The 8,075-nt window shown below is 57.8% G+C and carries 9 protein-coding genes and 1 riboswitch; of the genes, 7 read left to right on the top strand and 2 right to left on the bottom strand.

Going from position 1 to position 8,075, the window contains the following annotated elements; all coding sequences use genetic code 11:
- Positions 1-245: 245 nt before the first annotated feature.
- From nikA to nikR, 6 genes are read left to right on the top strand one after another with little or no spacing between them, the layout of a single operon-like run.
- Positions 246-1,814 (top strand): nickel ABC transporter substrate-binding protein, encoded by a 1,569-nt coding sequence (gene nikA / locus ABLU96_RS06970; RefSeq protein ID WP_025106839.1) that lies wholly within the window; start codon positions 246-248, stop codon positions 1,812-1,814.
- A complete protein-coding gene (nikB, locus tag ABLU96_RS06965) occupies positions 1,814-2,758 on the top strand; it encodes a nickel ABC transporter permease subunit NikB (protein WP_025106838.1) in 945 nt (314 codons plus the stop codon). Before nikA ends, nikB begins: the two co-directional genes overlap by 1 nt.
- On the top strand, positions 2,755-3,588 hold the full coding sequence (gene nikC, locus ABLU96_RS06960; protein WP_004855132.1) for a nickel ABC transporter permease subunit NikC: 834 nt from the start codon (positions 2,755-2,757) through the stop codon (positions 3,586-3,588). The genes nikB and nikC overlap by 4 nt, the downstream gene beginning before the upstream one ends.
- Positions 3,588-4,349 (top strand): nickel import ATP-binding protein NikD, encoded by a 762-nt coding sequence (gene nikD / locus ABLU96_RS06955; protein ID WP_014227131.1) that lies wholly within the window; start codon positions 3,588-3,590, stop codon positions 4,347-4,349. Before nikC ends, nikD begins: the two co-directional genes overlap by 1 nt.
- On the top strand, positions 4,349-5,119 hold the full coding sequence (gene nikE / locus ABLU96_RS06950; protein ID WP_025106837.1) for a nickel import ATP-binding protein NikE: 771 nt from the start codon (positions 4,349-4,351) through the stop codon (positions 5,117-5,119). Before nikD ends, nikE begins: the two co-directional genes overlap by 1 nt.
- A gap of 5 nt (positions 5,120-5,124) precedes the next feature.
- A complete protein-coding gene (nikR, locus tag ABLU96_RS06945; protein ID WP_025106836.1) occupies positions 5,125-5,541 on the top strand; it encodes a nickel-responsive transcriptional regulator NikR in 417 nt (138 codons plus the stop codon).
- 50 nt (positions 5,542-5,591) lie between these two features.
- Here nikR and ABLU96_RS06940 read toward each other — a convergent pair whose 3' ends face one another.
- The gene (locus ABLU96_RS06940; RefSeq protein WP_025106835.1) at positions 5,592-6,149 is read right to left on the bottom strand and encodes a DUF1440 domain-containing protein; all 558 of its coding nucleotides are present in this window, start codon (positions 6,147-6,149) and stop codon (positions 5,592-5,594) included.
- A 253-nt stretch (positions 6,150-6,402) separates the two neighbouring features.
- A riboswitch (M-box (ykoK) riboswitch) is annotated at positions 6,403-6,586 on the top strand.
- A gap of 56 nt (positions 6,587-6,642) precedes the next feature.
- On the opposite strand from ABLU96_RS06940, the gene ABLU96_RS06935 reads away from it, so the two are divergent.
- A complete protein-coding gene (locus ABLU96_RS06935) occupies positions 6,643-7,656 on the top strand; it encodes a magnesium transporter (RefSeq protein ID WP_064407374.1) in 1,014 nt (337 codons plus the stop codon).
- Here the strand turns inward: ABLU96_RS06935 and ABLU96_RS06930 are convergent.
- Complete coding sequence (locus ABLU96_RS06930) at positions 7,622-7,954, bottom strand: LysR family transcriptional regulator (protein ID WP_049080823.1); 333 nt, start codon at positions 7,952-7,954, stop codon at positions 7,622-7,624. The two genes, ABLU96_RS06935 and ABLU96_RS06930, sit on opposite strands and share 35 nt — an antisense overlap.
- Positions 7,955-8,075: the final 121 nt, after the last annotated feature.

The raw sequence follows: 8,075 nt of genomic DNA, 5'->3' as shown, positions 1-8,075 counted from the left end.
CTTTCTGACGGAGTAATCATACAAGCCCGGACAGATGCGCAGCATCGCCTCCGGGAAATGTGCCGAAGCTGATGCTTCCCGGCTTGCGCTGCGTTTAGCCGGGCTGCAGGCGGGTTCGTAAACTCATACAGCCAAAAGAGATATACCGTTTTCTTATACTTTCAGGCCCGATATTGATCCAGCTTACGCCGAAAGTATGATGAATCTTTAAAATCGTCATACTTTCCTGTCGCTGAGAAAAAGCCTTGTCTATTATCCGCACCACCCTGCTGGCGCTATTCGCCTGCGCCCCGTTGCTGGCCTGCGCCGCGTCCAATGAAATCACCACCGCCTGGCCGGTCAACGTGGGGCCGCTCAACCCGCACCTCTATACGCCCAACCAGATGTACGCCCAGAGCATGGTCTATGAGCCGCTGGTAAAGTATCAGGCGGATGGCTCGGTAAAACCCTGGCTGGCAAAAAGCTGGACCCACTCGGCGGACGGCAAAGTCTGGACCTTCACCCTGCGCGATGACGTGACATTTTCCAACGGCGAAGCGTTTGACGCCCATGCCGCCGCGGAGAACTTCCGCGTGGTGCTCGATAACCGCCAGCGCCACGCCTGGCTGGAGCTGGTCAATCAGATCGTCGAGGTCAACGCGCTCGACAAAAACCAGCTGCAAATCACCCTGAAAAGCGCCTATTACCCGTTCTTACAGGAGCTGGCGCTGCCGCGCCCTTTCCGCTTTATCGCCCCGTCGCAGTTCAAAGACAATGAGACCCTGCACGGCATTAAAGCGCCGATTGGCACCGGTCCGTGGGTGCTGAAGGAATCAAAACTCAATCAGTACGACGTGCTGGTGCGTAACGAGCGCTACTGGGGCGAAAAGCCGCAGATTGAAAAAATTACCGTCAAGGTGATCCCGGACCCGACGACCCGCGCGGTGGCCTTTGAAACCGGCGATATTGACCTGCTCTACGGCAACGAAGGGCTGCTGCCGCTCGACACCTTCGACCGCTTCAGCCACAACCCGGCCTACCGTACCCAGCTTTCCCGCCCGATAGAGACGGTGATGCTGGCGCTGAACTCCGCCAAAGCCCCCACCAACGAACTAGCGGTGCGCGAAGCACTGAACTTTGCGGTGAATAAAAAATCGCTGATTGATAACGCCCTGTACGGCACTCAGCAGGTGGCCGATACGCTGTTCGCCCCCACCGTGCCCTATGCCGATATTGGCCTGACGCCGCGCCGGTACGATCCGCAGCAGGCGAAGGCGCTGCTGGAAAACGCGGGCTGGGTCCTGCCTGCGGGTAAGGATATTCGCGAGAAAAACGGCCTGCCGCTGCGGGTTGAGCTGTCGTTTATCGGTACCGACGCGCTAAGCAAATCGATGGCGGAAATCATTCAGGCCGATATGCGCCAGGTTGGCGTGGACGTGTCGCTGGTTGGCGAGGAAGAGAGCAGTATTTATGCCCGCCAGCGCGATGGTCGCTTCGGCATGATTTTCAACCGTACCTGGGGCGCACCCTACGATCCGCACGCCTTTATGAGTTCGATGCGCGTACCGTCGCACGCCGATTTTCAGGCGCAGCAGGGATTAGCCGACAAACCGATTATTGATAAAGAAATCGGCGAGGTGCTGAAAACCACAGATGAAACGCGGCGTCAGGCGCTGTACAAAGACCTGCTGACCCGACTGCACAACGATGCGGTCTATCTGCCCATCAGCTACGTCTCGATGATGGTGGTCGCCAGACCGGAGCTGGGGGCGATTCCCTACGCGCCGATCGCGTCTGAAATTCCGTTTGAACAGATTAAGCCGGTGAAACCCTGATGTTACGTTACGCGCTGCGGCGGGTCGCGCTGCTGATACCGATGATCTTCGCCGCCTCGGTGATTATTTTTTTAATGCTGCGCCTGGGTACCGGTGACCCGGCGCTGGACTATTTGCGCCTGTCAAACCTGCCGCCGACGCCGGAGATGGTGGCCTCAACCCGCGCGATGCTGGGGCTGGAGCGGCCGCTTATCGTCCAGTACGGCAGCTGGCTGTGGCAGGCGCTGCATCTGGATTTTGGCGTTTCGTTCGCCACCCAGCGTCCGGTGCTGGATGACATGCTGAGCTTTCTGCCCGCCACGCTGCAGCTGGCCAGCGCCGCGCTGGTACTGATCCTCCTCACCTCCGTGCCGCTGGGCATCTGGGCGGCGCGGCACCGCGACCGCCTGCCGGATTTTATTGTGCGGATCATCGCTTTTCTCGGCGTGTCGATGCCCAACTTCTGGCTGGCTTTCCTGCTGGTGATGTTCTTTTCGGTTTATCTGCAATGGCTGCCGGCGATGGGCTATGGCGGCTGGCAGCACATCATTCTGCCGGCGGTGTCGATCGCCTTTATGTCGCTGGCGATCAACGCCCGCCTGCTGCGCGCCAGCATGCTGGAAGTCTCCGGGCAGCGTCACGTAACCTGGGCCAGGCTGCGCGGCCTGAACGACAGGCAAACCGAGCGCCGCCATATTCTGCGCAACGCCTCGCTGCCGATGATTACCGCCGTGGGGATGCATATCGGCGAGCTGATTGGCGGCACGATGATTATCGAGAATATCTTTGCCTGGCCCGGCGTGGGCCGCTACGCCGTCTCGGCGATTTTTAATCGCGATTATCCGGTGATTCAGTGTTTCACCCTGATGATGGTGATCGTTTTTGTGGTCTGTAACCTGATGGTTGATCTGCTGAACGCCGCGCTGGACCCGCGCATTCGCCGCCATGAAGGAGCGCGCTCGTGAACTTTTTCCTCTCTTCACGCGGGTCCGTCCGCATTTCTTTGCTTATCATCGCCCTGCTGGCGGTCGTTGCGCTCACCAGCCAGTGGTGGCTGCCGTACGATCCGCAGGCGATCGATTTGCCTTCGCGCCTGCTGCCGCCCGGCAGCCAGCACTGGCTCGGTACCGATCATCTGGGGCGCGATATCTTCTCGCGTCTGCTGGCGGCGACCCGCGTATCGCTCGGCTCGGTGATGGCCTGCCTGCTGCTGGTGCTGGCGCTGGGACTCCTCGTCGGGGGCTGCGCCGGGCTTATCGGCGGCCGCGTCGATCAGGCCACCATGCGCGTCGCGGATCTGTTTATGACCTTCCCGACCTCAATCCTCTCTTTCTTTATGGTGGGGGTACTGGGAACCGGGCTGACCAACGTGATTATCGCCATCGCCCTGTCGCACTGGGCGTGGTATGCGCGGATGGTGCGCAGCCTGACAATCTCCCTGCGCCAGCGCGAATTTGTGCTCGCCGCGCGGCTTTCCGGCGCGGGACACGTGCGGGTATTCGTCGACCATCTGGCCGGCGCGGTCATTCCGTCGCTGCTGGTGCTGGCGACCCTGGATATCGGGCATATGATGCTGCACGTCGCCGGGATGTCGTTTCTCGGCCTCGGCGTCACCGCGCCAACCGCCGAGTGGGGGGTGATGATTAACGACGCCCGCCAGTATATCTGGACCCAGCCGCTGCAAATGTTCTGGCCAGGACTGGCGCTGTTTATCACCGTCATGGCCTTCAACATGGTGGGCGACGCGCTGCGCGATCGCCTGGATCCTCATCTGATCGCGGAGCACGCCCACTAATGCCGCAACAAATTACACTGCAAAACATCGTCTTACAGGCCGAGCGTCCGCTGGTGCACGGCGTATCATTGACGCTCAAACGCGGGCGCGTGCTGGCGCTGGTTGGCGGCAGCGGCAGCGGAAAATCGCTAACCTGCGCGGCGGCGCTGGGCATTTTGCCTCCCGGCGTACGGCAAACGGCGGGGATGATCCTCGCCGACGGCCAGCCGGTCTCCCCCGGCGAGCTGCGCGGCAGCAAAATCGCCACCATTATGCAGAACCCGCGCAGCGCCTTTAATCCGCTGCACACCATGGCGACCCACGCGCGGGAAACCTGCCGGGCATTGGGTAAACCCGCAGACGACGCCACGCTTACGGCGGTACTGGAAGCCGTTGGGCTGGAGGAGGCGCAGCGCGTCCTGAAGCTTTATCCGTTCGAGATGAGCGGCGGCATGCTGCAGCGGATGATGATTGCCATGGCGCTGCTGTGCGAGGCGCCGTTTATCATTGCCGATGAACCCACCACCGACCTGGACGCCGTGGCCCAGGCGCGCATTCTCGATCTGCTGGCAGGTGTTATGCAAAACCGCGGGCCCGGGATGCTGCTGGTCACTCACGATATGGGCGTCGTGGCGCGGCTGGCGGACGATGTGGCGGTGATGGATAGCGGCTGCATTGTGGAACAGGGGGATGTAGAAAGCCTGTTCAACGCTCCGCAGCACAGCATCACCCGCAGCCTGGTGGCGGCGCATCTCGCCCTCTACGGACTGGAGCTGGCCTGATGACATTACTGAGCGTATCCGCGATAACCCATCAATATACCGATTCAACGGTGCTAAAAGAGGTCTCTTTGGCGCTGAAAAGCGGTGAAACCGTTGCCCTGCTGGGACGCAGCGGCTGCGGGAAAAGCACCCTGGCGCGCCTGCTCGTTGGCCTGGAATCCCCCACTCAGGGCAGCGTCTGCTGGCGGGGAGAACCGCTCTCCCGGCTCAATCACGCTAAGCAAAAGGCGTTCCGTCGGGATATTCAGATGGTGTTTCAGGACGCCATCAGCGCGGTGAATCCGCGTAAAACGGTACGCGAGATTTTGCGTGAACCCATGCGACATCTGCTGTCATTGACGAAAGCGGAACAGCTGGCCCGGGCAAGCGACATGCTCAGGGCGGTGGATCTCGATGTTAGCGTGCTCGATAAGCGCCCCCCGCAGCTGAGCGGCGGACAGCTGCAGCGCGTCTGCCTGGCGCGCGCGCTGTCGGTTGAGCCGCAGCTGCTGATCCTTGATGAGGCGGTGTCTAACCTCGACCTGGTGCTCCAGGCGGGCGTCATTGGTCTGCTCAAAAAGCTTCAGCGACAGTTTGGCACCGCCTGTCTGTTTATCACCCACGACTTACGTCTGGTGGAGCGTTTTTGCCAGCGGGTGATGGTGATGGATGAGGGGCAAATCGTTGAGACGCAGGTCGTGGGCGACAAATTAACGTTTTCTTCCCACGCCGGTCGCGTGTTACAAAATGCGGTACTTCCCGCCTTTCCCGTGCGCCGTAATAAGGTTTAAAACAGATGCAACGTATCACGATTACTCTTGATGACGATTTACTCGACACGCTGGATAGCCTGAGCCAGCGCCGCGGCTATCATAATCGCTCCGAAGCCATCCGCGATATTCTGCGCGGCGCGCTGGCCCAGGAAAGCGCTCAGGAGCACGGCACCCAGGGCTTCGCGGTACTCTCCTATGTTTATGAACATGAGAAGCGCGATTTAGCCAGCCGTTTAGTTTCCACCCAGCATCACCACCACGACCTCTCCGTCGCCACCCTCCACGTACATATCAACCATGACGACTGTCTGGAAATCGCCGTGCTGAAAGGCGATATGGGCGACGTTCAGCATTTTGCCGATGACGTTATCGCCCAGCGCGGCGTGCGCCACGGCCATTTGCAGTGTTTGCCAACGGAGAAGGAGTCACCCCACTCATAGCCGTGGGATGCGATAAATGACTCTTTAACGCGCGATCGGGACTAACGCCATTATGGCGACTCGTTGGCCCATGCGCCTCGTATCGGTTTTGCCAGCAGGGCAAGAACGGCAATCATGCTGATTTCAATCGAAAACGACCAGCAAATATGTCCGAGGGTTTCGCTCCACAGCTCGTAGCCATTCAGGTTCCACAGCCACCCGGTTTCCCCGTTTAAATAGGCGGGATGCCTGAAGCCCAGCGCGGGAATGAGGAAGCCGTGCATAACGAGAGTAATAATCAGACCATAGGCCGCGCCGTACCAAAGCCGGATTTTCGGCCAGTATGCGGAAATAAAGACATAGAGAAAGGCAAAAGCAAAGCTGAACAGCCAGTGGTAAAGCATGACGGCGCCGGGGATTGTCACCCCCTGATAAACGTAGTCCAGCGAGTGTGAATTAATGCCAAGCCAGCCGAGCCAGGCGTCGATATGCGCCGCCGGGGGCGATATCTCGCCCGCCACGCGGGGCGGCATATTAGCTTCCGTTCCCGACTTCACCAGAGAGCTGATGAACCCTCCAATGAGCGTCGTCCAGATAATAACCTGAAGATTAATCCTGTTTTTCAACATAACAGCGTTCCTCTTAAATATCGCTTATACGATGGGTCACCTCAGTTTTTTCAACCAACAATCTCGCGGGAAATAGCATTTATAACGCATCCATTGCTAAGTATAGTTTGAAAAAATTTTGTTCACCCTAAGAGGGAAAAATCCCTGTATCGCCCTGATCGCAATAAACTTTCGCCTTTTCTCAACAATTAATAAACCACATGAATTATATGCTTGGTTAATCATCTCTCTTCGCGAATAATCAGGCCTCATTTAACGATCTCGTTATGGCGAGGCTCCTGCATAAACATAAGTTACCGCCCTGTTGGTATCGAGAGAGACCACTCAGGGAAATACAGGCTTCCATCGAATCAAGGTGTTGCCAAGGTAACTTCTGACGGCGTTCATGCCGGGCAGATACGTTGTGCAGTGCTAAAACCAGGACGTAGGGATCTGCCTGTGCTCATCCTGTCTTGTTCGCCCCTATGAGTGATTTTTTATAGGGAATTACACCATGTCTTCCATTCAACTGTGCGCCGCACATCAGGCTACCGCAGCGTTCGACGGCGACGCGATCGCCCAGTACATGCGTACCGATTTCATTACCCTGCCGGAACATTTCAGCGTTCATGAAGCGCGTGAGCTGTTCGTTTCTCAGCTGGCCAGCGATGAGATCCCCGGCCAGGTTTTTGTCGTCGCCGGGAAAAAACTGCGCGGCAGTTTATCGATTAAAAAGCTGCTGCAGGAGAGCGATACCGCCCAGTCCATTCGTTATTTAATGGATAGCTGCCTGTTTCGCGTCAGGCCTGACGACCCGCGGCCGCAGGTGGTCGCCGAGCTGGCCGAGCGCGGGTTCGACCTCGTGCCGGTGGTCGAAAAGGGCGAGCTGGTCGGCTGCCTGATGGAAAAAGAGATCGCGCATCTGCTGGAAGATGACGTGACCGAGGATGCTCAGCGTCAGGGCGCGACGCTGCCGCTGGAAAAGCCCTACCTGGAAACCAGCCCGTGGGCGCTGTGGAAAAAACGTTCGGTATGGCTGCTGCTGCTGTTTGTCGCCGAAGCCTATACCAGCAGCGTGTTACAGCATTTTGAGGAAGCGCTGGAGTCGGCGATTGCGCTGGCCTTTTTCATTCCGCTGTTGATTGGTACCGGCGGCAATAGCGGAACGCAGATCACCTCCACCCTCGTGCGTTCCATGGCGCTCGGCGAGGTGCGGCTGCGCGATATGGGGCGCGTAATCCGTAAAGAGGTCTCAACCTCGCTGCTGATTGCCATTACGCTCGGCCTGGCGGGCTGCCTGCGCGCCTGGATGATGGGCATCGGCATGGAGATCACCCTGATTGTCAGCCTGACGCTGGTATGCATTACCCTGTGGAGCGCGGTGGTGTCTTCGGTGATCCCCCTGACGCTCAAACGCGTAGGCATCGACCCGGCTGTAGTTTCAGCGCCGTTTATCGCCACCCTTATCGACGGTACCGGACTGATTATCTACTTCAAAATTGCCCAGTATTTCCTGGGGCTGAACTGATTATTTTGCCCGGCGGGAAGGACTTGCCGGGCTGTTTTATTCCCGCCCGAATATCCGCAATCGCATTAAGCAATCTCAGTAACTCTGGAGCAAGCCGATAAAAAGCGTGTCCTTTTTCCGTTAAGATAACTTTTCTGATATTCCTGCCGCGCTTAATCAGGTTGAAACCCAGTTCATTTTCAAGCGCACATACGCTGGTTGTTATCAACGAAGGCGCAATACTCAGCCGCTGCGATACAAAATGAACACTCCCCTCCCGAACCATAAGCATGAATATCTCCACCTGTGATTTATTCATTGCCGAAACCTCTCCAGATTAACCTTTGGCTTACGTTTTAAGTTGTCCACCGGGCAATGTCAATCGCTACAAGAAAATGCTCTCCGCATATAAATAAAATAAAGTGTGAAGCTCGCCATTC

Source organism: Klebsiella sp. CN_Kp106 (assembly GCF_040064575.1).
Taxonomy (GTDB): domain Bacteria; phylum Pseudomonadota; class Gammaproteobacteria; order Enterobacterales; family Enterobacteriaceae; genus Klebsiella; species Klebsiella michiganensis.
The sequence above is the reverse complement of the archived record's forward strand: the minus strand, read 5'-3'. Positions and strand labels throughout refer to the sequence as shown.

Coding starts and splice junctions, on each gene's coding strand:
- nikB (WP_025106838.1), top strand. CDS start 1,814: ATGTTACGTTACGCGCTGCGGCGGGTCGCGCTGCTGATACCGATGATC.
- nikD (WP_014227131.1), top strand. CDS start 3,588: ATGCCGCAACAAATTACACTGCAAAACATCGTCTTACAGGCCGAGCGT.
- nikE (WP_025106837.1), top strand. CDS start 4,349: ATGACATTACTGAGCGTATCCGCGATAACCCATCAATATACCGATTCA.
- nikR (WP_025106836.1), top strand. CDS start 5,125: ATGCAACGTATCACGATTACTCTTGATGACGATTTACTCGACACGCTG.
- ABLU96_RS06940 (WP_025106835.1), bottom strand. CDS start 6,149: ATGTTGAAAAACAGGATTAATCTTCAGGTTATTATCTGGACGACGCTC.
- ABLU96_RS06935 (WP_064407374.1), top strand. CDS start 6,643: ATGTCTTCCATTCAACTGTGCGCCGCACATCAGGCTACCGCAGCGTTC.
- ABLU96_RS06930 (WP_049080823.1), bottom strand. CDS start 7,954: ATGAATAAATCACAGGTGGAGATATTCATGCTTATGGTTCGGGAGGGG.